The sequence below is a fragment of the Koromonas humicola genome (assembly GCF_059726255.1).
The window spans coordinates 649,756-671,267 of record NZ_AP040873.1; the positions used below are offsets into that span (position 1 = coordinate 649,756).

General features: G+C 56.9%; 23 protein-coding genes. 13 read left to right on the forward strand and 10 right to left on the reverse strand.

Annotated features, from left to right (window positions below; all coding sequences use genetic code 11):
• Positions 1-202: 202 nt before the first annotated feature.
• The 3 genes from AC6IZD_RS02905 to AC6IZD_RS02915 all read left to right on the forward strand — a co-directional run bounded on the left by AC6IZD_RS02905 (position 203) and on the right by AC6IZD_RS02915 (position 3,614).
• A complete protein-coding gene (locus tag AC6IZD_RS02905; protein ID WP_497786180.1) occupies positions 203-529 on the forward strand; it encodes a hypothetical protein in 327 nt (108 codons plus the stop codon).
• 167 nt (positions 530-696) lie between these two features.
• Positions 697-3,204, forward strand: a complete 2,508-nt coding sequence (locus AC6IZD_RS02910; RefSeq protein WP_497786181.1) for a carboxypeptidase regulatory-like domain-containing protein — start codon at positions 697-699, stop codon at positions 3,202-3,204.
• Between the two features lie 92 nt (positions 3,205-3,296).
• A complete protein-coding gene (locus AC6IZD_RS02915; RefSeq protein ID WP_497786182.1) occupies positions 3,297-3,614 on the forward strand; it encodes a helix-turn-helix domain-containing protein in 318 nt (105 codons plus the stop codon).
• Between the two features lie 26 nt (positions 3,615-3,640).
• On the opposite strand, the gene AC6IZD_RS02920 is transcribed toward AC6IZD_RS02915, so the two are convergent.
• Genes AC6IZD_RS02920 through cbiM form a run of 3 tightly spaced genes read right to left on the reverse strand, consistent with a single transcriptional unit; the run spans position 3,641 to position 6,410 of the window.
• Complete coding sequence (locus AC6IZD_RS02920) at positions 3,641-4,492, reverse strand: energy-coupling factor ABC transporter ATP-binding protein (protein ID WP_497786183.1); 852 nt, start codon at positions 4,490-4,492, stop codon at positions 3,641-3,643.
• A gap of 2 nt (positions 4,493-4,494) precedes the next feature.
• Positions 4,495-5,304 carry a cobalt ECF transporter T component CbiQ gene (cbiQ, locus tag AC6IZD_RS02925; RefSeq protein ID WP_497786184.1) on the reverse strand — a complete coding sequence of 270 codons (810 nt, stop codon included), beginning with the start codon at positions 5,302-5,304 and terminating at the stop codon, positions 4,495-4,497.
• A complete protein-coding gene (cbiM, locus tag AC6IZD_RS02930) occupies positions 5,301-6,410 on the reverse strand; it encodes a cobalt transporter CbiM (protein ID WP_497786185.1) in 1,110 nt (369 codons plus the stop codon). The genes cbiQ and cbiM overlap by 4 nt, the downstream gene beginning before the upstream one ends.
• A 77-nt stretch (positions 6,411-6,487) precedes the next feature.
• On the opposite strand from cbiM, the gene AC6IZD_RS02935 reads away from it, so the two are divergent.
• Complete coding sequence (locus tag AC6IZD_RS02935) at positions 6,488-6,784, forward strand: hypothetical protein (protein WP_497786186.1); 297 nt, start codon at positions 6,488-6,490, stop codon at positions 6,782-6,784.
• Positions 6,785-6,892: 108 nt separating this feature from the next.
• On the opposite strand, the gene AC6IZD_RS02940 is transcribed toward AC6IZD_RS02935, so the two are convergent.
• Positions 6,893-7,474, reverse strand: coding sequence for a hemerythrin domain-containing protein (locus tag AC6IZD_RS02940; RefSeq protein ID WP_497786187.1), 582 nt, complete (start codon positions 7,472-7,474; stop codon positions 6,893-6,895).
• Between the two features lie 122 nt (positions 7,475-7,596).
• Complete coding sequence (locus AC6IZD_RS02945; RefSeq protein WP_497786188.1) at positions 7,597-7,947, reverse strand: cupin domain-containing protein; 351 nt, start codon at positions 7,945-7,947, stop codon at positions 7,597-7,599.
• A 724-nt stretch (positions 7,948-8,671) separates the two neighbouring features.
• Here AC6IZD_RS02945 and AC6IZD_RS02950 point away from each other — a divergent pair.
• The 3 genes from AC6IZD_RS02950 to AC6IZD_RS02960 all read left to right on the forward strand — a co-directional run bounded on the left by AC6IZD_RS02950 (position 8,672) and on the right by AC6IZD_RS02960 (position 10,662).
• The gene (locus tag AC6IZD_RS02950; protein WP_497786189.1) at positions 8,672-9,031 is read left to right on the forward strand and encodes a hypothetical protein; all 360 of its coding nucleotides are present in this window, start codon (positions 8,672-8,674) and stop codon (positions 9,029-9,031) included.
• Positions 8,995-9,459, forward strand: a complete 465-nt coding sequence (locus AC6IZD_RS02955) for a hypothetical protein (protein ID WP_497786190.1) — start codon at positions 8,995-8,997, stop codon at positions 9,457-9,459. Before AC6IZD_RS02950 ends, AC6IZD_RS02955 begins: the two co-directional genes overlap by 37 nt.
• Positions 9,460-9,564: 105 nt before the next feature.
• A complete protein-coding gene (locus AC6IZD_RS02960; RefSeq protein ID WP_497786191.1) occupies positions 9,565-10,662 on the forward strand; it encodes a pyridoxal phosphate-dependent aminotransferase in 1,098 nt (365 codons plus the stop codon).
• A 58-nt stretch (positions 10,663-10,720) separates the two neighbouring features.
• Here AC6IZD_RS02960 and AC6IZD_RS02965 read toward each other — a convergent pair whose 3' ends face one another.
• The 3 genes from AC6IZD_RS02965 to AC6IZD_RS02975 all read right to left on the reverse strand — a co-directional run bounded on the left by AC6IZD_RS02965 (position 10,721) and on the right by AC6IZD_RS02975 (position 12,670).
• Positions 10,721-10,939, reverse strand: a complete 219-nt coding sequence (locus AC6IZD_RS02965) for a hypothetical protein (RefSeq protein WP_497786192.1) — start codon at positions 10,937-10,939, stop codon at positions 10,721-10,723.
• A 160-nt stretch (positions 10,940-11,099) separates the two neighbouring features.
• Complete coding sequence (locus AC6IZD_RS02970) at positions 11,100-11,477, reverse strand: response regulator (RefSeq protein WP_497786193.1); 378 nt, start codon at positions 11,475-11,477, stop codon at positions 11,100-11,102.
• A gap of 485 nt (positions 11,478-11,962) precedes the next feature.
• Positions 11,963-12,670, reverse strand: a complete 708-nt coding sequence (locus AC6IZD_RS02975; RefSeq protein ID WP_497786194.1) for a DUF4410 domain-containing protein — start codon at positions 12,668-12,670, stop codon at positions 11,963-11,965.
• A 408-nt stretch (positions 12,671-13,078) separates the two neighbouring features.
• Here AC6IZD_RS02975 and AC6IZD_RS02980 point away from each other — a divergent pair, with 408 nt between their 5' ends.
• From AC6IZD_RS02980 to AC6IZD_RS02995, 4 genes are all read left to right on the forward strand, one after another.
• Positions 13,079-14,428 carry an amidohydrolase family protein gene (locus AC6IZD_RS02980; protein ID WP_497786195.1) on the forward strand — a complete coding sequence of 450 codons (1,350 nt, stop codon included), beginning with the start codon at positions 13,079-13,081 and terminating at the stop codon, positions 14,426-14,428.
• A 215-nt stretch (positions 14,429-14,643) separates the two neighbouring features.
• Complete coding sequence (locus tag AC6IZD_RS02985) at positions 14,644-15,003, forward strand: STAS domain-containing protein (protein WP_497786196.1); 360 nt, start codon at positions 14,644-14,646, stop codon at positions 15,001-15,003.
• Between the two features lie 291 nt (positions 15,004-15,294).
• Positions 15,295-16,110, forward strand: a complete 816-nt coding sequence (locus tag AC6IZD_RS02990; protein ID WP_497786197.1) for an MBL fold metallo-hydrolase — start codon at positions 15,295-15,297, stop codon at positions 16,108-16,110.
• Positions 16,111-16,116: 6 nt separating this feature from the next.
• On the forward strand, positions 16,117-16,557 hold the full coding sequence (locus AC6IZD_RS02995) for a hypothetical protein (protein WP_497786198.1): 441 nt from the start codon (positions 16,117-16,119) through the stop codon (positions 16,555-16,557).
• Positions 16,558-16,703: 146 nt separating this feature from the next.
• On the opposite strand, the gene AC6IZD_RS03000 is transcribed toward AC6IZD_RS02995, so the two are convergent.
• Both AC6IZD_RS03000 and AC6IZD_RS03005 read right to left on the reverse strand, forming a co-directional pair.
• Positions 16,704-17,759: a dihydroorotate dehydrogenase gene (locus AC6IZD_RS03000; RefSeq protein WP_497786199.1), complete on the reverse strand. Its 1,056-nt coding sequence runs from the start codon at positions 17,757-17,759 to the stop codon at positions 16,704-16,706.
• Between the two features lie 9 nt (positions 17,760-17,768).
• Complete coding sequence (locus AC6IZD_RS03005) at positions 17,769-19,409, reverse strand: alkaline phosphatase family protein (protein ID WP_497786200.1); 1,641 nt, start codon at positions 19,407-19,409, stop codon at positions 17,769-17,771.
• 84 nt (positions 19,410-19,493) lie between these two features.
• On the opposite strand from AC6IZD_RS03005, the gene AC6IZD_RS03010 reads away from it, so the two are divergent.
• Together AC6IZD_RS03010 and serS are read left to right on the forward strand one after the other, a co-directional pair.
• The gene (locus AC6IZD_RS03010; protein WP_497786201.1) at positions 19,494-19,940 is read left to right on the forward strand and encodes a DinB family protein; all 447 of its coding nucleotides are present in this window, start codon (positions 19,494-19,496) and stop codon (positions 19,938-19,940) included.
• Between the two features lie 203 nt (positions 19,941-20,143).
• On the forward strand, positions 20,144-21,499 hold the full coding sequence (gene serS, locus AC6IZD_RS03015) for a serine--tRNA ligase (RefSeq protein ID WP_497786202.1): 1,356 nt from the start codon (positions 20,144-20,146) through the stop codon (positions 21,497-21,499).
• Positions 21,500-21,512: the final 13 nt, after the last annotated feature.

Consider the following 21,512-nt stretch of genomic DNA (forward strand, 5'->3'; position numbering starts at 1 on the left):
ATGGAGGGCGGCAGCCAATTGTAACCTTCTATTCACATTTCCTAGGGCGCTCATCTGCATCCAACCTGCTCAGGTCCTGCCGTGCTTTCGCCTAAATGAGCCCGGTGCGCTTGGATAGAGTGCCCAAATCTTCAATTTCGCAAATTTCGAAAGCCGCGGTCCGTTTTACAGGTACGGTCGTCTGATCGCATACTTGAACTGTATGGTTCGTCTCTGGCGGTGGAAGTCCGGATTGGCGCTGGTGCTCTTATTGCACCTGCTCGTGCATCCGGTGGTTCACGACCAGCGCGTTCCCGAACTGCTTTCTGCGACCACCTCAGACCATAGCCTGATACGCGAAGAAGCCTCTGGTCCTTATGATGTCTGCTCGCTCTGTCGAGTGGCTAATGCGCTGCATGCTCCAGCGCCGATGCCTGCCGAAGGACAACCGCTTCTCGAGGTCGCGCACCAGGTCGCGTATAATCCCCAGGCACCGCGCCGTGTTGCGCTCTTGCAACACACCTCCCGCGCTCCGCCTTCATTCGCCTGATAAACGCCACCGGCGCCCACGGGCTTACGCAAGCCGTGATGATCTGAACTGAAAAGCAATGCTCGTGTTGATCCCTCATAAAAGGGGCGTTCGATTTTGCTTCCGCAAATCGGCGCGACTTCGTCGTTTCTGACGCGTCCTCGAGCAACATTGGAGTTTACGAAAGTATGAAGGTTTCGTCAGTTATTGCATTGGCGGTTCTCGCCATCGTTTTATCCAGCGTTCTCGCCGCTCAGACCTCTGGCTCCTCTGGAGCCATCCAGGGCTTCGTAGCCGATCCCACCGGGGCCGTGATTCCTGGTGCCACCGTGCACATCGAGAACCGCGTCACCAACTACAACGCCTCGGCCACGACCGATTCCAACGGGCAGTTCTTTTTCCGCAACGTTCCCTTCAATCACTACCACCTCAACATCACCGCTCCCGGGTTCGCCCCTGTGGACCGTGACGCGGATGTGAACTCGTCGGTAGTCGTCGCCCTCAAACTCACACTCAACGTCGCTGCTTCGCAGACCGTCGTTGAGGTTCATGGTGGAGAAACCGAACTGGTCGAAACCGATCCCGTCGCGCACGTCGATGTCGGCAGTGGCCTCATCGATCGCCTCCCTGTAACGGGAACCTCCGGGCTCAGTTCGGTCGTGCAGCAGACCGCTCCCGGCGTCGTCAGCGATTCCAACGGCCTCTTCCACCCGCTGGGCGAGCACTCTGATACATCGTTCGTCATCGACAATCAGCCTGTGAGCGATCAGCAGAGTCGTACTTTCTCGAACCAGATTGCCACCAGCACTATCGATTCCATGGAAGTCGTCAGTGGTGTCGCGCCCGCTGAGTTTGGAGACAAGGCTAGCCTTGTCGTCCGCACCTCAACCAAGAGCGGCCTTGGCACCAATGGCGTCCATGGCGGCATCAATGGGCAGTACGCTTCCTTCGGCACCGCATCGACTTCGCTCAATTTCAGCGTTGGCAACGAACGGTGGGGAAACTTCACCGCCATCGACGGACTCAACTCCGGACGATTCCTCGACACCCCTGAGTTCCGCCCGCTCCACGCCCACGGAAACTCCGAAAACATCTTCAACCGTTCCGACTTGCAGCTCACGCCCAGCGACACGGTGCACCTCGATCTTTCCGCTTCGCGCTCGTGGTTCCAGCAGCCGAACACCTACGATCAGCAGGCTGCCGGACAGGATCAGCGACAGCAGGTGCGCAGCTTCAACATCGCGCCGGGCTTAAATCACCAGTTCAGCCCCAGCACCTTGCTCAGCACCAACGCCTGGGTCCGTCAGGATCGCGTCGGATACTTTCCCAGTGCCGACCCCTTTGCCGACCTGCCTGCAACACTTCGGCAGCAGCGCCGACTCACCAGCACTGGCCTCAAGAGCGATCTTTCCATTGTGAAAGGACGCCACAACTTCAAGGCCGGAGTGCAGTGGCAGCACACATTCCTATCCGAGTTCTTCCAACTCGGCATTACCGATCCTGCGTTCAACGACCCGACCGGCCCCCAGTTCGTCCCCGGCCTCGTGGCTTACGATCTCACCCGTGGTGGCTCCCTGTTCGCCTTCCGCGGCCGTACCGACGTCAAGGAAGAGTCCGTGTACGCGCAGGACTCCATCAAACTCAAGAACCTCACCTTGATGGGTGGCGTTCGCGCCGATGTTTACAACGGACTCAGCAGCGATCATGCCGTCCAGCCTCGCCTCGGAGCCAGCTACCTCATTTCCAAAACTGGCACCGTCCTGCGGCTCTCCTACGGACGCCTGATGCTGACCCCGTACAACGAGAACCTCGTGCTTTCCAGTTCCACGGGCACCGGCGGACTCAGCGCCAATGTCTTCGGAGCGCAGGAGGATCGCCCGCTAACCACCGCACACCGCAACGAGTTCGAAACGGGACTCCAGCAGGGATTCGGCAAGTACTTGCGGCTCGACGCAGGCTACTTCTGGAAATACACCAACGGGGACTTCGACTTCGACACGCTGTTCAACACGCCTTTGGCTTTTCCAATTCAGTGGCGCAAGTCCAAGATCGACGGCGTGGCCGTCCGTCTCAACATGCCTGAAATCCACGGATGGACTGCCTATTCGGTCTTCGGACACACCCGCTCGCGTTTCTTCGGACCCGAAACCGGAGGTGTTATCTTCAACTCGCCCATCGATGCCATAGTCTTCCGCATCGACCACGATCAGGCCTTCCAGCAGAACACTCACCTGCAGTACCAGTTCGGCAAGAACCTCCCCTGGATCGGCTTCTCTTGGGATTATGAAAGCGGCATGGTCGCCGGAAACGTCCCTGACTATGCGACAGCTCTCGGCTTCACGGCCGATCAGCAGGCGGCCATTGGCCTGTTCTGCGGATCGACCACCGCCACCCTCAACTCGCCGATTCGTTCCTGCGCTCCGGGACTTGCACAAGGTTCCAATCGCATCCGCATCCCCGCCCCGGGAACCGAGAATGATGATCGCAACCCGCCCCGCATCGCCCCGCGGCACGTCTTTGACTTGGCTCTAGGTGATGACAACCTGTTCCGCGCCGATAAGCGCAAAGTGTCCGTACGCTTCACGGTCAGTAATCTCGGCAACAAGGTGGCTCTCTACAATTTCCTCTCCACCTTCAGCGGAACTCACTTCCTCGCTCCGAGAACCTACGCCGCACAAGTCGGCTATAGCTTCTAAGCGGGAGCGCAGCAATACAAAAAGCCTGCCACCGCGGCAGGCTTTTCTGTTTTCCTACGAGTCGCAATGGTACGTTAGTAGTTGGGACCAACATGACGGACGTGGCGCAGGCATTGCAGACTGCAACCCAGCAAATCGCAACCGAAACGAGTGCCGAATCGCACAATGTCTCGTACAAAGTGCAGGTACTCGACCGCGCCGTCGCCATCCTCGATCTGCTTTCAGCCTCCGACCGCGGTGAAATGAGCCTTGCCGAACTAACGGCCGCCATCGGACTGCACAAGAGCACAGTCCATCGCTTGTTGCAGGTCTTGGAATCGCATCACTTGGTCAGCAAGACCGCCCAGCACGGCCATTACCGCCTCGGTACAAAACTGCTCGAACTCGCCGCCCGCGCAACATTCAAATAAGTGTGACCCTCAAGAGTAGGAAACGCTCAGTGCTTGTGCTCGTGTCTCAGATAGGGCGAAGGATGCTTATGCGCCATTCCTTCATGCACATGCCGGTGCGAGTGAATCAGGTTCGCCGACTCCAGCAGTTCCGTATTTGCCAGCACATCTGAAGGCGACGCATCGGCCACCACCGCGCCATGCTGCAACACGACTGCTCGATTCGAAATCTCGCTCAGCACTTCCAGTTGATGCGTTGCGGTAATGATCGTTTTCTGTCCATCGTTCCACGATTCCAGCAACTCGATCACCTGGCTCTGGCTTCTCGGATCGAGCGATGCCGTCGGTTCATCCAGTAGCAGAACATCCGGATCGAACACAATCACCGATGCAATCGCCACGCGTTTTTTCTCGCCGCCCGACAGTCGGTACGGAGCGCGATCCTTCAAGTGCGCTGCCCCAATCCACTCCAGCACGCCGTGCACGCGGTCGAGAATCTCCTCACGCGGCCATCCCAATTGCAAAGGCCCAAATGCCACTTCATCAAACACCGTGGGATTGAAAAGCTGAATATCCGGATTCTGAAACACCAGCCCAACGCGCCGCCGGAAGTTCATCGCAAACGCATCGTCTTCCATCGCTGCTTCCGTCAACTCCGCGCCCCGAAACCTCAGCTTGCCGCCGGATGCAAAGTACAGCCCATCGAGCAATCGCAGCAGAGTACTCTTGCCACTGCCGTTCGCTCCTAGCAACGCGATGCGCTCTCCTGCTTTGACACGCAACGAAAGCCCTTGCAGTGCAGCGAAACGCTCATACTGGTAGCGCACTTCCTCGGCTTCAAACTCCAGTGCCGTCACTGCGTTGGTCGTCGATTCATCCGTAAGCGTATTGCTCGCCATTCTTATCTTCCCGCGACCACTGTGGCCGCCACGGCCACCGCAAATCCACACAGCGCGACGTAGTCCAACGCACGCATCTGGAACTCAGTCAGCAGCCGCACTTCACCGCGAAACCCTCTTGCCTGCATCGCCAGAAATACTTGGTTCCCCATTTCCAGCGTCTTCGACATCAGCACGCCGCCAGTGTTCACCATCAGCCTGCGTTGCTCGCGCCCATCCAGCGTGCCCACCATGCGGCTTTGTCGCGACTCAAACATCGCATTCGCCGTTTCCATCAGCAGCACCACATACCGATGCGTCATCGCCAGCAGCGCGATTACTTCTGTCGGAACCCACAGCGTTCGCAGTGCCTTAAGCAAATGCATCCACGGAGTCGTCAGCACCAGCAGCGTGCTCAGCGTCACCGCCGTCTCTACTCGCGCAATCAGCATCATTGCTGCGCGCAACCCCTGTGCCGTAATCGCCAGCGGCCCAATCCCGTACACAGCCTGCCCCGGCGTTAAGAATAGCGCTGGCAACGCAATCATTGACGTGAATCCCAGCACAACAATCCACACCCGCTTCGCCAACGACCACACACTCAGCCGCGAAGCGAAGGCCAGCACAATTGCCAACGCAAACAGGGCGCCCATCACCGCAAGCTTGCGCGATAACGCTGCCGCCACTACCAGTGCCAGCAATCCCGCGAGCTTCACCCGCGGATCCAGCGCCTGTAGCAGTCCTCGCTCCTGTGTCGCGTTCTCCAGTACCAGAGTCTTTTCCAGCGCACGGGTGAAACCGCGAACTGTCTTCGCCAACACGCCCGTGCTCATGGCTTGCTCCGTTGCGAAACGCCTTCCCGTGCGCTCTCCAGCCCTGCCAGTTCATTTGCGGCGTCGTGTTCGTCCATGGCCTGCGAGCCCAATCCCAACCTCTGCGCTAGCCACACAACTGCAACGATCAGTCCCACGCCGAACATCGCCGACAACATGTATCCAAATGCCGCGCTTTTCACAAACCGTGGAGCATAATCGGGCATCGGAGCCGTCCACACATTCGACAGCCTCGCCAGTCCTGTCGGAGCCGCCGTCGGAGCTTCCACTCGCCCGCTCGCCGCCGAAATCTCCGCCCGCGCCGCGGCATCGCTAAAGTCCTTCGGGGCCCACTCGCCCCACGCAGCACCACTTGCCAGAATCCCCAGCGGGGTCAGCATCAGCACCAAGGCCAGCACGCCCCACAGCTTCACAGGACGCGCCGTTTCCATACTGGATAGACCAACCAGCGCCGGTTCGTTCCGCCGCAAATAGCTGAACAGCCCCGCGCTCATCACCGCCTCAGCGGCTCCTGCAATCGTGAGGTGTCCCGCCATCATCGCCGGAATCGCCACTCCGAGCGAATACGGAGCATACAGCGGTGCGCCGCTCGCGTCTCTAAACAGCATTGGCTGAATCCCAAACTCAATCGCCGCCAGCAGCGCGGAAACATTGATCGCGCCATACCCAGCCAGCGCCGCAGCCACCACTCTCCGCCGCGAATCCGCCGCCGCCCCAACGCTCACAATCTGATAGATCACCCACGCAGCAAACGACCCGGCAATCGCCATGTTGAAGCAGTTCGCGCCTAGCGTGGTGATGCCGCCATCGCCAAAGAACAGCGCCTGGATTGCCAGCGCCAGCGAAATCGCCAGCAACGAACCCCACGGCCCCAGCACAATGGCTGCAATCCCCACTCCCACTGCATGCCCCGTCGTACCACCTGGCAGCGGCAGGTTGAACATCATCGTTACAAACGAGAACGCCGCAAATAGAGCCAGTCTCGGCAATGTGCGACCAAACAGCTTTCGGCGCGTTTTCCGCAGCGCCGCCCACCAGCACGGACCACTGGCCGCATACATAGCGGCACAAGTCGAAGGGCTCAGATATCCGTCTGGAATATGCACTTTGGGCTCCCAGTCTAGTTTACTGGATTAACTTCAAGGCTGCCCATGAGGTGAAGCCCCAATCGGTCTCAACGCGTATGGCACGACGCCGCATCCCAGTATTCGTGGTCATGCGTGATTCAGAGCAGTTGATTCTTGGCTGGTCGAGGGATTTTAGCGCGGATGAACTTACCGTCGAAGACGTGCAGGACCGCTTCGCCTCGCTCGAACCCACGGGCGATCTGCTCCCCACAGTTCGCAAGCGCCTCCTCGAAGCCAAGCAGGAACTCGACTCCATTCGCTTCGGAATGTGCGAGCGAGGCCAGCGCGGCGAAATCGAGCGCATCTTCCGCGAACTCAAAATACTAATTACGGACAAACAGATGAATGAATAGCGAGGAACTGCCCAATCAGCAACATCCCTCCGGGTGCCGGGTGCCCCATCCTGCACTCGCGCTCTTGCGAGTTTAGGATGGGGTGGTTGCTCTAGGTACTATCAGTGTTTATGTAGCCTCATTCGAACACTGAGGACATTCTCCTACTCGCTCCATCAGATCGTCGGCCAAGGCCTCGTAAGTGCTGTGTGCCCCCGACCCAAGACCTGACTCTGCGACCGCGAATTGCTGCATCAGCAGCTCGTCGTCCTCTCCAGACAAGATCTTTCCCGTCATTGGAAACAGCAGGTATTCTTCCTTCCAGATATGTGCCGGATATAGAGCAATAAGACCCTGCAAAGACTCCATCAGTCTGAGGCGTCCACCTGCCGGATTAGCGATGTACGAAGCAATTGCCTCAGCGAATTCATCCGTCGATTGTCGCCCTTTGACATGCTCTCCCTTCAGCGCGGCCAGTGGACACCCCGTCGACGGAACGCCCCTGCTCTCCAGCAGCGGAAAGAGATAGCTCTCCTCTTTACCGTGGTGGCATTGATCGCCGAACTCTCTCATAAACCGCACGAGCTCCCGCAAGATATCGGCATCAATCGAGTGCTTCAACTCCAGTTGTTCGAGAATTCGTGCCATCACGGCGACCGCTTTCTGAATCACTTGATGTTCACGTTCGAGAGCTTCTGTTGCTTTCCCCAAAGCATGCTCCTTTCGTGTCACTTTGCATTGATGATAGTGAGATATGTGAGCTGAAGCGAACCGAACGCCGCCCCTTCGCCCGCACGAAAGCCGACTGCGGTTGTCGCGCCGATGAACGTGCCTCAGGGCCGCAATGCGTGCGTCACCAGCAAAACACTCTCCTGGTCAGCAGAAACGGCGTGCGGAACTCCAGCCGCGACGGGAAGCATGTTCCCGGCCGGCAGTGCGAATGGGTGACCATCTACCGTGAGCACCGCATTGCCGAGCAAGGTGTGCACCGTGATCGCTCCTGTTACTTGATGCACGGGCACCTTCCCGTCAGCCCGAACGTACAGTAGAAACACCTGCAGCCCCGGAGGGGAAGGAATCGTCTTCTTCTTGCGTTCAACCGCACCAGCCACCTCGGCTGCGAAATCGCGAGCTGCCTGCGACAGATCAATGGCGGCGAACGCCGCAATCTGCTCAGATCCCATACGTATCACCTCTCCATCCATGCAACAGTTCATACTCGATCAAGCAAAACCGCCCCGCTATGACTTTCGTCGCATTTGTCCTAAGCATCCATGCTACTGTTTGATGCCTGGCTATACCTTCCCAACCGGAAGTATTGGCAAACACAACTGATCCGCGGACAGCCAATAGGAACGAAGGAGCGAGAAAGTGGGTGCCGGGTGCCCCAGGTTCGCAACGCGCCCTTTGCGGCGCTAACCTGGGAAGCAGACTGCCCGCCTCTGGCATCGCCGGGTGCCCATTGAAGCCATCTTCTGGCTTGAGTGGGGTGTTCGACTTGCTGTCCAATCATTCGGTTCGGACTGAGAATCGTGGAACTCTCAGTCGTTTCGGCGTAAAGTGCTGCGCGTGACGTGGTGAGGTATCGAGGGGAGAGATATGCACTTCCAAACTCGGGAGTCTCTACTCTGCGTTGGATTTGTGTTCCTCATTGCAGCTTGTACGTTCAGCTCAGCTCAGCGTCCTAACCCCGGCAACGTTTCTTGGCGGAGCTACAGAAACGACGTCTACGCTGTAGAACTTCGAATCCCTTCGGAATGGCAAAAGGAGTCCGGTGAGGAAGCACGATTCAGAGGCGAAGATGGATACCTCTTCTTGGACGCAGGCGGGGGCTATGAACCCAGCGAGGTCTGTCGCTCACAAGCAAATCATAAGCTTCTGCCTTTTGGTTCGAATCCACAGATCCAGATGATGACGGTTGCAGGACAGCGGGCTTGTGTCGTGTGGCCGTCCGAGGATCAGCAGTCAGTCGTTTCCAGATTTGATGACGCAATGTTGGTCGTGCAATATCCGGCCCCGGTGAAGATTCAAGGTAAGTTCTATTGGCAATTTGAGATGTACGGAGACAAAGATCACATCGTTACAATCGCGGACACGCTGCAATTTACTGGAAAGCGGGTGCCGATGCAGCCTCTGTCTCACGGTTCTTTCCTGTGGGAGCAACTCTGGGGAGTCAGATTGATCTTGATTTCGAAAATGACGGCATCCCCGAGGTCGCATTCCAGTACTCTATGCAAGATCCGACTGATCCAGCACATCCACTTCTGACGACCAACGTACTGAAGTTCACCCCAGGGCAGGGATGGTCCAAAGTCTACGAGCACACGATGCACGGACTAAGGGCCTATTTCCCTCTTTTTGCATCTGTGACAAGCGCCAACGGGGAAGATGGCTTGCTGGTTACGACATCTACGATCAGCCCGAGAGTCGTATCGTCATGGTTCGTAGTCGCTTCAGTTGAAAAGAAACTCGTTACACTTGACCCAATGCCGGAGAGGACTGAAGCACTGAGAATCCACGGCTATGCCAATCAGCTCGCACAGGCCGTTGCGCCGAAAGATGATTTCATCGTGGATGAGTTTGCCGGCTCTACCGAGGGGAAAATTCTAGATCACTGGAAAAAGCCAACCCTGGTACTACAGTTTCGGTTCACGGGCTCAGCACTTCATCTTGCATCAGCAAAACAAGATCCCTAGCTTGCAAAGGACGTAACATCTCGATTTGTGTGGGGCGGCTGTTTTCGGGAGTCCCTCAACCTGTTCCATAGATTTCGAAATTCCTCCGCAGTGACATAATTCTTTATGCACTACGCCGCCCGATCCTCGATCCACTCCCCCTACACACACGCCGCGAAACTCGCCTCTCCTGTTCGATTCGACCTTCGTTCTAGCGCCGTCCGCGCAGTCTCAATTGATGAACTCCCCATCGGCCCCGAAGACCTCGCACTCGGCCCCGCAGCCTCCTACGGCGACCCGTTGCTGATCGAGCGCCTTGCCCAGCGCACCGGAGTTGCCGCGGAATGCGTTATCCCCACCATCGGCACCTCGCTCGGCAATCATCTTGCCTTTTCTGCGCTCTTTGATCCCGGCGATGAGGTCCTCATCGAGCAGCCGACCTACGACCCTCTGCTCCACACAGCGCGCCTCCTCGGAGCCAACATCCGTCGATTTCCCCGCCGCCCCGAGAACGCCTTCGCCATCGACCCCGAAGATGTTCGCCGTGCCATCACTCCGCGCACGCGCGTCATCGCCCTCTGCAACCTGCATAATCCAACCAGCGCTGCCGTGCCCGATGACACCCTCCGAGCCATCGGAGAAATCGCTGCGACCTACGGCGCTCACGTCCTAGTCGATGAGGTTTATCGCGAATGCATCTGGGGAGCCGCCCATCAGCACGCGCTCTCCCTCGGCCCGCAGTTCGTAGTCACCACTAGCCTCACAAAGGCTTACGGCCTCGGCACTCTTCGCTGTGGATGGATCCTCGCCGCCCCTGAACTCGCCTCCCGCATGCGCCTAATGCAGGATCTCTTCACCGGCAACGCCCCGCACATCTCCGAACACATCTCGGCCATTGCTCTCGGTTATATCAACCAACTCGAATCCCGCGCCCGCCTCGCCCTCGATGCCAATCGCGCTGCCGCCCGAGAAATTCTCTCCCAACGCACCGACCTAGACGTCAACATCCCGTGTTACGGCACGGTCATTGCTCCGAGCCTGCTCTCCGGCCCGGTTGAGGATTTCTGCGAACTCCTACTTCGAAAATACGAAGTCGCTGTCGTTCCCGGCTCCTGGTTTGAAATGCCCAGCTACTTCCGCGTTGGCTTCGGAGGCGATCCCGCAATGACCCGCGAAGCTCTCCAGCGACTCGCATGTGCCCTCGACGATTTTTCGCGCAGATAGCACCCAAAAGAAAACGCTCCCATTCGCGGGAGCGCTTTCAGTACGAATTTGACTCGGGTTATGCCACGTCCTCTTCTTCCGGATCTGGAATCGTCGAGGGCGGATCGCTTGTCGGAAACGAATCCGCCAGTGTCTTGTCGTGTGCTCTCTCGCGCGCTTCGTGCTCATGCTTGTCATGCGTCGAACGTTCTTCCGGATCGCGTCGCGAGCCAACGTGTTCAGGCTCATTTGGAGTGATCTGGGGCGCGCCCTTCCTCTTTTGCGTGTCTCCTGCCATGTCTCCTCTTGTCGGAATTCGGACATGCCGAATCCCTTCGTCCCAATTGCGTGTCAACTCTCCGAATTTCACGTGCTAGCGATTGGATGCCCCCGTGAGGAGCGGGGCTCAGATCAATCGAGTGTGGCAGGGGACATCGTCAGGGCCAAACTGGCTGGAGCTATCCGTGTGCCGCCAGTGCCTTTCGAACTTTCTTAATCACTTCGTCCGGATGCACCGGTTTCAGCATGATTTCGAAGTGGAAGCCTTTCTGCTCGGCTTCCCGCAGCAACTCCACCGTGGCCGCCTGCCCCGAAAACAGCAGCACTTCCACATTCGGCATGGTCGTTCGAATCTCCATGGCCATCGCCACACCATCGAGTCCCGGCATAACCACGTCGCTCAGCACAAGGTTCGGAGCGATCGTTCGTGCCGCATCCAGCCCGAGTTGTCCGTTATAGGCCGTGTAGGTCTCAAACCCCGCGTGGCGGAATATGACCGAGAGTGTGTCGGCAATTGTGCGTTCGTCGTCAACAATCAGGATCCGAGCCGCGGACATGTTGCACATTTTATCCAGTTTCTCTCGTCAGAGATGTAAATCGTTGGTAAGAATTAGGACAATGTGTAGTCACACACTCCTGATTACCAAATGGGCATTACTTACCTGCCATCTCCAAATCCTGCTACCCACTCCTGCTTCTGCCCATTCCCTGCGTCCAAGCGTTCGCCTGCAGAATCGCCCGTTCTCTCACAGTCGAGCAAGTGACTCAACAAAATTGACTATCAAGTAACTAGTTCAACCGAATTCCGGGTGCCCCACCCTAAACTCGTTCTTTGAGTTTAGGGTGGGGTAGTTGACGTTGTTCTTGTTCTTGGGCCGTTGCTCTTGCTTCGGACTGTCATCCTGAACGCAGTGAAGGATCCCAACACCGTTCAAATATCCACCGATACCCAAAAGGCCCCTCGGCCACCAGACTCTGTCCCTAAAGGACCGGGTAAATGAAACGGGCGCTCCGCAGAGCGCCCACACCCAACTCTTCCTCTCTACTTCGAAACCTTCTTTAACTCCTCCATAAACTTCTTCGCCACTCCTTCCGGCAGTTCCGATCTTTCTGCTGCCGATGAAGTCGTGCCATTGAACCAGAACGAAGCGGTTGACTTCACAACTTTCGTCCACAGAACCTCTCCGGTCGCGGCATCTTTCAGCGTGAACTGGAAACCCGCATGCGCGCGGCCCGTACCGAATCCCACCATGAGTCTTTTCGCAGCGCTTCCCTGTTCGAAATCCACCAGGCTCGCTTCCAGCACCACCGTTCTTTCCGCTTTCGGCGTTTCGGTCTTCGTAGCCGTTACCAGCTTCGCTTCTTCGAGTTTCGGTTTCGATTCGGCTGCCTTCGTATCGGCCGCCATTGCCGCCGGAACACTTTGCGCCGGCTTCGCAGTTTCTCCTTCAACGGTCGCCGTCAAGCCAGTCGGAGCGTTCGGTGCCGAAGGTTGTTGTGCCGGAGTCGCTTTCTCTCCCGCCGTAATCACTTCTTTGAACAGCGCGCTTTCTTTCAGCGCTTGCGTCACGGCATCCTGTGTAGCCGAAGGCAGTCCATACGCGCCTTTCACCGTTGTCTCAAACGGCCTGATCACCACTGCCTTGTAATCGCTGAGATTGAGTTTTTTCTCGATGGCCTGCACCGTGGACACGGCGCAGAAAAAGAACATCATGACAAGACCCAGGACAATCCATCCATTGCGTCGCATTTCGAGTGCCCCTCTCTTTGCGAAGATGAGAACCTCAGGGCCCGGGGGACCGTCAGTCATCTTGCAGCCGAGGTCGGCCCCAAAAAGCGCACGAAGTATACTGCTGAACTCTCTTGAGAGCTGCTGAAAAGCACGCCATTCACGATTCGCCGCGCCACTTCAGTCCAAGTTTCGCAATCGAAATCACAAGTGCAAACTGAAACCCAATGGGTGCCCAGATAACCTGCGAGAGTGCAGCAGGTGCGATCGAATCCCGAATTGGATATGATGTGCTCCATTTCAGGCTGCATTGGCTTCTGAATGAAAATGCGCTACAGGGGGCAAGGGTTCCGGGTTTCTCGTCCCACTGTTATTTGTGTTGTTTTTGTCCTCGCCACAATCCGAGAGAATCCTTACTAGGAGACGCGAGTGAGAAACTTCTTATCGGCTGCGATAAGTGCTCTGCTCCTGATGGGCTATGCGGCCACTACATGTTTTGCTAGTGATGCATCGGAACAGGCTACGGTCTTCATTCACGTCAATGTGATTCCGATGGATGCGGAACGTGTACTGACTGATCAAACCGTCATCGTGAGAGGCGGCTCCATCAGGACGGTGGCGAGTTCCGCGCCTATTCCGGAAGGCGCTCGCATCGTCGATGGTGGCGGCAAGATGTTCCTTTCGCCGGGACTTGCCGACATGCACACGCACTCGCAATCCCGCACCGACTTGGCTATTTATCTCGCGAACGGAGTTACGTCCATACTGAACATGGGTGGCGCATCCAGCGAATTCCTTACGCATACAAGGACGGCGGCCAACGAAGGAAGAATCCCTGGTCCACATGTGTATATAGCTTTTCGCGTGGATGGCACGCCCCAGTATGGCGAATTCATCGTAACGACTCGGGACGAGGCTCGAGCGCTGGTGCGTTTTGCCAAGACGAATGGCTACGACTTCATCAAGGTTTACAACAATCTATCTCCGCAGTGCTTCGATGCGCTGGTCGAGGAAGGGCGAAGGGAACACATCGCCATCGTCGGCCACGGTGTCACCCGCGTCGGGCTGAAACGCCAGATCTCGGTTGGGCAGGTGATGGTCGCGCACACGGAAGAACTCCTATACACCGTGTTCTCGGAGAAGTTGGATCCGGCGGACATTCCTGCGGTCGTCGATTTCCTGAAAAAGCACAAGACCTATGTGACGGCCGACCTGAATACGTACGCGACCATCGCAAGGCAATGGGGAAAACCAGAGGTCTTGAAGCAAATGTTGGCCGCTCCGGAGACAAAGTTCATCAGCCCCGATAATCGATTGCTGTGGAAGCGCGAACATTATGTCAGCCGTTCAGGATCGAGAGATGCTCAACTAGCGTTCTTAGCGAAGTTCACGAAGTCGATGGCCGATGCCGGAGTGTCGTTGATCGCAGGAACGGATGCTCCGTCGATCCCAGGCCTAGTGCCCGGATACTCGTTGCACGATGACCTTGCTTCGCTGCAGCGCGCCGGCCTGTCGCGGTATCAAGCGCTTGCCACGGCGACGCGAGTCCCCGGCGAATTCATCCGAGCGAACGTCGAGGGGGCAGAGCCGTTCGGCACGGTGACGCCGGGCAGCGAGGCCGATCTCATCCTTTCGGAAGAGAATCCACTCGATAACCTGAGTACGTTACGGAATCCCGTGGCCGTGATGGTACGTGGAACATGGTACTCGAGAGCGGACCTTCAGAAACTTCAGTCGAAGGTGACGAAGGACTACGAAGAGGCGTGCACGGGTCACTGAGGGCAGGAGAACTCTGACCGAGTCGACGGGAATCAAAGTTAGATCGGGTGAACACGATCCAGACGCTATCTTCACTTCATCGACGGCTACACATGGCTGCATAGCAACATCTCGGAGTGAGGCGGCATCACTTGGTTCACTGCACGCCAGCCTCGGCGATTCAAGGTTTGATCGCCCGCTACCTTGGTTTCGTGTGGCGTAGTGAGGAGGTTCAGGTGGCTACGAATCCAATTCCGCGCGATCAGGAATTAAGTTTTCAAGTTGAGAGTGATGGCGATGAGTGCACGTTTCATTGCTTCGGCAGATTGACTTCCCAGACCGTTGATTTGTTGAAGTCCGAGGTGAAGCCGGCTATACCGCGCTTCCGCGCTATCGTGCTCGATTTGTCGAATGTGAGCTACATGGATAGCTCCGGGCTGGGCACAATTGTGGGATTGTATGTTTCAGCGAAAGCGTCTGATTGCCTATTGAAGGTGACAAATCTGAATAAACGATTGAAGGAGCTATTCAGCTTGACGCGGCTGGGAGAAGTGTTGACATCGGGGCGCGATCCGAACTATCTGAATCTGCCGTAGTGGAGCGAGGCGAACTCTACCACTGAAATGTGAAGAGCAAAGCAGCCAACCGGTGCACCTCTGCGGATTGGGACAACATCAGGCTTTGTTGGCAGCCAGTTGGCATTGTGGTGTCGCAGATCGTGGAAATTGCTCGTCAACAAATGTCGCATGCGAATGCGAGGCTCTCAATGCCACATGTCCGCGATCAAGCTCTGATTCTCTCCACAGAATCTCTGAATCCGTAAATCTCTAAACCTTAAACTCGCATTGGTTCCAAGTTTTGTATCCCCAAGCTGGGCGAATGCGGCTATGCTGTACATCGTGGCGGTCTCGATTACAGTTTTAGCCTCAGGGAGCCGCGGCAACAGCACGGTTGTCGCGACCTCGCAAACACGAGTTCTCGTTGATTGCGGTCTTTCCTGCCGTGAAACCTGTCGCCGTCTTGCCGCGCAGGGTGTCGCGCCCGAGTCTCTCTCAGCCATTCTTGTCACGCACGAACACGCCGATCACGTTGCTGGCGTGAACGTTATGGCCAAGAAGTTCAAGCTTCCCGTTTACATGACTGTTGCCACACATGGTGCCTGGCAGCGCCAGTTCAAGGACTCGGCGGGCAACCGCGTTCAGGCTGAGCGCCTCGAACTGTTCACTTCAGGTAAGGTCTTCTGCGTGGGAGACATCGAGATAACGCCGTTCACCATTCCTCACGATGCGGCCGATCCCGTGGGTTTCCGTTTTGTTGCTGAAGGTGTACGAATGGCCATTGCAACCGATCTCGGATTCATGCCACAGAACATCAAGCACCAACTGCGTGGCTGCGATGGACTGATGCTCGAGTCCAACCACGATCTCGAGATGCTGCGCGTTGGTCCTTATCCGTGGTCCGTTAAACAGCGTGTTATGTCCCGCGTCGGGCACCTGTCCAACGAAGCGCTCGCGGAATTCCTTACAACAGATTATGATGGAGGGGCAGCATTCCTTATTCTGGCTCACTTGTCTGAGCAGAACAATCACCCCGACCTGGCACGAGTCACCGCCGAGCGGGCACTTGGAATGCGACAGGGGCTGTGGGGCAACCGGCTGGTTCTGGCTTCGCAGGACGAACCTCTGGAGACCCTCACGCTATAAATTCATATGAGTAAATGTATCGATCCATTCGTCGGTCACATCCTCGCTGGATGGCGCTACGACATCACCGGCCTCGCGCCGGAGATGAGCGGCGACTACGAGGCGCATCTCGCCGAATGCGATCACTGCCGTTCGCGGCAGAAGCTCCATCGCACGATCGACATCACACTGATCACGCTGGCAACGGTCTCGGCGATCGTGTTTGTTTTCGCCTTCGCTGTGATCCATCACTTCAGTCCGCCGCATGCCATCCTCTTTGAAATCGGATCGCTCTGCGGATTCGCTTTCTCCGCACTTGTCTGGCTGATCGTCGCAGTAGCCACTCCGGCACCGCTGGTCGTTAAAGACGCCGCTCTCGTTGGAGCGCGTAACCTTCACGACCGTCTTCCGGAAAATCTCCGCGACCGCCTTCCCGAGGAACTGAGGCTGAAACTTTCCGGACACTAAGTCCCGGCATATACCAAATAGGAAACCCCTCCGGCTCGGAGGGGTTATTCATTTCTAAATCGTTGGCTAGCTTTCGGAATCTATTAACTACCTTCTAAACTTTGCTCGACCGAGGCATTAACCATCAGGTTAATGCGCTGGAATCGTCAGCCGAGTATCACTCCGCCACGCAAACCCGCAACGCTCTCAACGTGCTGCTCCAAACACCAGCGTTCCAACTGCTTGACGAGCCGCTCGCATGCCCGCGGATCCCAGAAGTTCGCCGTACCCACTTCGACCGCTGTTGCACCCGCGAGCAGGAACTCAACCACGTCCTCGGGTGTGCTGATGCCACCCATGCCGATCACAGGAATTCTCACTGCCTGCGCAACTTCGTACACCATGCGAACTGCGATGGGCTTGATGGCTGGGCCGCTCAGTCCGGCTGTCACGTTCGAGATGCGAGGGCGCCGCGTAACAGGATCTATGGCCATGGCGAGGAACGTGTTCACCAGTGAGACAGCGTCCGCACCCGCGTCTTCAGCAGTCCGTGCCATCTTCGCAATGTCGGTGACGTTGGGCGACAGCTTCACAATCAGAGGTCGCCGCGATACCGCACGTGCTGCGGCCACTACGTCTGCCAGCAACGATGCGTCCTGTCCGAAGGTGATTCCGCCATGGCGTACATTGGGACACGAGACGTTCAGCTCGTAAGCGGCAATTCCTTCGCCTTCATTCAGAATGCGAATCGTGTGCTGGTACTCTTCCGAACTGTAGCCGTAAACATTGGCGATTACGACAGCGTCTTTGATCTTCTGCAGCCGTGGCAACTTCTCTTCGACAAATGCGCGCGCGCCGATATTCTGTAAGCCAATCGCATTCAGCATTCCTGCGGCGGTTTCAAACAATCGCGGCGGAGGATTGCCAGCCATCGCTTCGCGTGAAAGGCCTTTCACCACAAAGCCACCGAGACGTTCGAGCGAGACGATGTCTTCGAACTCGATGCCATAGCCAAACGTGCCCGACGCTGCAATGATCGGGTTCTTCAGATGGATGCCAGCGACCTCGACGGACATATCAACCGTGAGCGGCGCAGGCTTGGCCTTGCCCGACACTGGTCGGGCGGGAGCGGGCGTGGACTCGACGGCAGCCGCCTCTGCTGTCTCCTGCTTCGAGGCTTTCACGGCGGTGTTGGCTGACTGCTTCGGAGTCTTTTTGCTCATGCCTTTATTCTACTTCGAGGATTTTGCCGGAGCGACTGCGACGCCAGCAGGATTGTCAATGAATGCCTCGTTCAGCGTGCGGCCTACGGCACTTGCGGGTTTGTTGATACGTAGCAGCGAACTGACAGTCGCAGCCAGGTCAACTGGTTCAACGCTCTCACGATAGACGCCGGGACGGAATGCTGATCCATAGAAGGCCAGCGGCACATGCGCGTCATAGCTGTAGGGAAGAGCGTGCGTCGTTCCCGTCGGATAGCCAATCCAGAACGGACCAAGGAATCCCATGACGTACCAGCCGGGCAGGGGTGAGTATGCATTGAGAATCTGCTGCCGGAACACGCCTGCATTTCCAACCTCGCCGGCACGCAATTGTGTCTTCGTGTAGTAATTGCGGAATCCGTGCGTGAGCATCAACTCACCAACCGCCTGTTCAGCATCGGCTTCGCTGAGGTTGACGGAGTTGAAAGCCTGCTCATCGAGATAAAGGTTGGCGTAGTCAACAAACACCACGTATTTTGCGTCTTTGCCGTACTTGTCTTTCAGCGACTCGTTAATTTCTTTCTGCAGCTCGAGGCCTTTAATGCCTCCGGCAGGAATGCGCAACTTCTTCGCAACTTCAGGCATGGGCGCGATTCCGTGATCGGCGCTGAATGCGATGGCCCAGTTTCCTTTTCCGACTTTGGCGTCGAGATAGTTGAAAAATCCAGCCAGAGTGCGGTCGAGCGCAACGAGCATCGCCTTATGTTCTGGCGAATCTGGGCCGACTTTGTGTCCGAGCATGTCAGGTGAAGAGAAACTGACGGAGATCATATCGGTCACGTTTCCAGTGCCGAGCTTTTCATTCTCGATGATCTGTTTTGCAAGATCGACGGTGTAGTCGTTGCCGAACGGAGTCGGGCCGATGAGTTCATAGAACGAGACATCGTGTCCGAGTGCATCTTTCTTGGGAGCCGTCGAGCGCACCACTTCTCCGGTAGCGTCCTTTACCTCGCGGTTGTAGTAGCTTTCACGCGTCTTGCTGGCGTTGAACTGCGTAAGCCACGCCGGAGCTTGCTGCATGTAATAAGACGAGGTAACGAATGCACCGGACTGAGGATCAATGAAGAATGCTCCGTCGGCCGAGTAGCCCGATGGCAGAATCGCTGCGCGATCTTTGAGCGCCACGCCGAATACCTTCGCGCGCCCGCCAGTTGCGAGCTTCAGTTCATCGCCGATCGTATCGGTCTGCAGATTGTGCGGTGATGCACTCCACTTCTCGCCCGATGCGCCTGCAGGCAGGCCAATCGGCTTGGTGCTCTCATCTTCCACACTAGTTACAATGCGACGCAGCTTCGGGTCCCACCATTCATTGCCGACAATGCCGTGGCCAAGCGTATAGGTTCCCGTGCCCAGGGTAGAGTGACCCGGTGCGGTCTTGGTGGCGGCGTAATTGTAGTAGCACGATGCGAACCACGCACCATGATCCATGAGCAGGCGGAATCCGCCTTCGCCGAAGTCGTCGTGATAACGCTCCAGCAGATCGCCGCGCAACTGGTCCACGACAACGATCACCATGAGCTTGGGTTGAGCGTTATAGGCACTGCCAAAAGACGCAACAGCGCACAGGACGAGCAGTATGAGGGCGATGCAGCTACGGGCTTGTCGTTGCATGCACTTAGTGTAGTCCAGAGAAGGCTCGGTCGACCACGCTGGCGCAAGAAGGCAAGTGCGTATAACCTACCGTGGCCGGAGGAGATGATGAATCGCGAGTTCGTTGATGAAAATCGCAAAGCGACCGAGGCGTTGAAGAATCTCGTCGCGGGTTTGAGCGAAGCCGAGTTGGAGACTAAGGTCGGATCGGGATGGACGCTTGCTACTCTGCTGTGCCACATTGCGCTGTGGGATGGTCGGGCGGCGTACACGCTGGAGGAATGGCAGCGTTCCGGACAGACGCCTTCGAGCGTTCCCACCGACGCTACGGATTTCATCAATCAAGCTGCACGCGATGTATTTGCGGCAATGCCTGCACGTGCCGCAGCCGATCTCGCGATAAAGCGCGCCGAAAGCCTCGATTCTTGGCTGGAAAAACTGGACGACTCATTTTGTGACAAGGTCATTGCGGCTGGACATGAGCGAATGTTGCGGAGGTCACTGCATCGAGTGTCGCACTTAAAGCAGATGCGGGAAGCACTGGGGATGTGAATTTGTTCAGATAGTGCGCGGCACGATCTCCCAGAGTTGGAAAGGCGCCAACTCTGGGCCACCTGACGACTACGAACTATAACGGGGCTTTCGTTCAACTAATTCCGCTTTCGAGGCGAGGCAGCAGCCAGTTGCGCCTCGTAGAGACGTCTTTCAGCAGCGCGTTCGCACTCCTGTTCCTGTTCTTGGTATCCTGTGTACTTATGCTTGATCTTGCATTTGTACGTCAAAATCTCTCAGTCGTTGAAGATAAGCTGCGCAGCCGTGGTGCCAATCCTGAACAAGTGCTGGGCAACTTCCGCGAAATCGAGACCCGGCGTCGCGCCCTGACGCATGAGTTGGAAACTGCGTTAGCGCGCCGCAACGAACTCGGTCGAAAGAGCGGGGAAGTCATCGCACTCTTGAATTCATTGTTGAAGCAGAAAGTGCCAGATAGAGCGAGAGAGGAAAAGATATTTCTTCTGCAGCGCGACCGCGAAATACTAAGCTCTGAAGCCAAGAGTATCAAGGAGCGCATTCCCGCGCTCGAAGAGCAGGCCAAGGCGGCAGATGCTGAGTTGTACGGCATTTTGGCGACAATTCCGAACCTGCCACACGAGTCGGTTCCGGTGGGAAAGGACGAGACTGGGAATGTGGAGGTCAAGCGCTGGGGAAAATTGCCGGAATTTGACTTCACGCCGAAGCCGCACTGGGAACTCGGTGAACAGCTTGGCATTCTCGATTTGGAGCGTGCGACGAAGCTGACAGGAGCCCGTTTCGCTCTGTACTGGGATCTGGGCGCGAAGCTTGAGCGCGCGCTGATGAATTTCATGCTCGATCTGCATACGCGCGAGCATGGCTACACCGAAGTGCTTCCACCGTACATGGTCAACTCGGATTCGATGTACGGCACTGGCCAGCTGCCGAAGTTCGAGCAGGACCTGTTCAAAGTCCCGCATGGCGAACGCGACTTGTGGCTGATTCCTACGGCTGAAGTTCCGGTGACGAACATCTATCGGAATGAGACGCTCGATGCGGCACAGTTGCCAATCTCACTCACGGCCTTCACTCCGTGCTGGCGCAGCGAAGCTGGTTCGTACGGCAAAGACGTTCGCGGCATCATTCGGCAGCATCAGTTCCAGAAGGTGGAACTGGTGAAGTTCACGAAGCCGGAAGAGAGCTACGAAGAACATGAGAAGCTGACGCGTGCTGCTGAAGAGGTTCTGGAGCGGTTGGGGCTGCCATATCGCCGCATGCTGCTATGCACGGGAGACATGGGTTTCAGCTCGGCGAAGACTTACGATCTGGAAGTCTGGCTGCCGGGACAGGGCTTGTTCCGCGAAATCTCTTCCTGCTCGAACTTCGAGAGCTTCCAGGCGCGGAGGGCGAATATTCGCTACCGTCCGGAAGGGAAGAAGGGGAGCGAGTTGGTGCACACGCTGAATGGCAGTGGGTTGGCTATTGGACGCACCTGGGTAGCGATTGTCGAAAATTACCAGCAGAAAGACGGCAGCGTGATCATTCCTGAGGCTCTGCGTCCCTATGTGGGAGCGGAGAAGATCGAACCTCGCAAGATGTAGGCTTGTCTATATG